The organism is uncultured Campylobacter sp. (genome assembly GCF_938030815.1).
Lineage (GTDB): Bacteria > Campylobacterota > Campylobacteria > Campylobacterales > Campylobacteraceae > Campylobacter_B.
This window is the reverse complement of the sequence record NZ_CALHII010000091.1, coordinates 1-1,171: the sequence shown is the minus strand read 5'-3', so window position 1 is coordinate 1,171 and position 1,171 is coordinate 1. Positions and strand designations below refer to the sequence as shown.

1 protein-coding gene is annotated in these 1,171 nt (G+C 46.5%); it reads right to left on the bottom strand.

The annotated features are described in order from the left end of the window. Positions 1 to 290: 290 nt before the first annotated feature. Positions 291 to 1,171, bottom strand: an 881-nt coding sequence (locus Q0277_RS03265) for an OmpA family protein (protein WP_297995566.1), incomplete at its 5' end; no start/stop codon positions are given.

Below are 1,171 nucleotides of genomic sequence, written 5' to 3'. Positions count from 1 at the left end.
TTGTGGCTTAAATTTAAAGGTCTAAATTTAAACCATATTATCCGCGCGGCGGTACTAAAAGCGCGCAAAATGCGCGGACTTAAAATTTAAACCCATTCTGCCACAGCAGGCGTTACATAAACGCCACGTAAGGGCTACGGTGAAATTTAGCGAGCCGCCAAATTACGACATTCGCGCCAAAATAAAAGGATACATTCCGCCGCCGTTAAAATTTCAGATGAGCCTTTAATTCGTTAAGAATTTTAAAATTTTAAGCTCTCTTTTTGCAGGTTAAAATTTCGAGTGAGCTTCTAATTCGTAGCGTTCGCGTCGAACTGCAAAAATTTCCTGATCTCCTCCATCGCCTCTTTGTTTGAAAGGGTAAATTTGATCTCGATGCGGCGGCTAGCGTCCTTGTCCTCGACGCCTCTGCGCATCACGGGCTGCGTGTAGCTGCGACCGCTGGCGATGAGGTATTTTTGCAGACGCTCATCTTTATTCCACGAGTTGATGAAATCCATCACGGCAAACGCCCTGTTTTGCGACAGCTCGAGGTTATACAAATACCCGCCGTCGCTGTCTGTGTGCCCCTCGATGATGATCTGATCTAAATTTTCGCGAATTTCATCGTTATTCAAAAGCGCGGCGAAATAACTCTGTAGCGTCGAGCGGAGCGCCTCTTTGGCGCCCTCTTTCAGCTCGCTTGAGCCCTTGTCGAAAAGGATCGACGAGCTTAGCGTCATCGCGCCGCTTTCGTTGTCAATGCGGATCTTGCCACCCAGCTTCTCCTTCAGATCGGCGATGATCTTGACCTTCATTCCAGTGAGGTTGCGGATGCGGTTTTTCGTGACGTTGAGGTCTTGTAAAATTTTATTAAAATCGCTCTCCTTCTTCGTGAGCTGATCGAGCAAAAAGGCGATTTTAAGCTCGTTTTGGCTGATCGTAGCGTTGGCGTCGTCGCGTGCTTTTTGCAAAAGCGAGTTGATGTCTAAATTCTCTTTTTTCAGCTTCTCCGCCATCTCGGTTAGATCTTCGATCTGTATGAAATAGATGGAATTTTGCTTGCGAAGATCGGTGTTTTCGATGTTTAGCTTCTCGAGCTGGTCGCTAAAAATTTTATTCAGCGCTTCAAGCTCGGCGCTTTTTTTCTCCTGGCTTTGAAGGCTTGCTAGAGCGCTTGAAATTTGGCTTT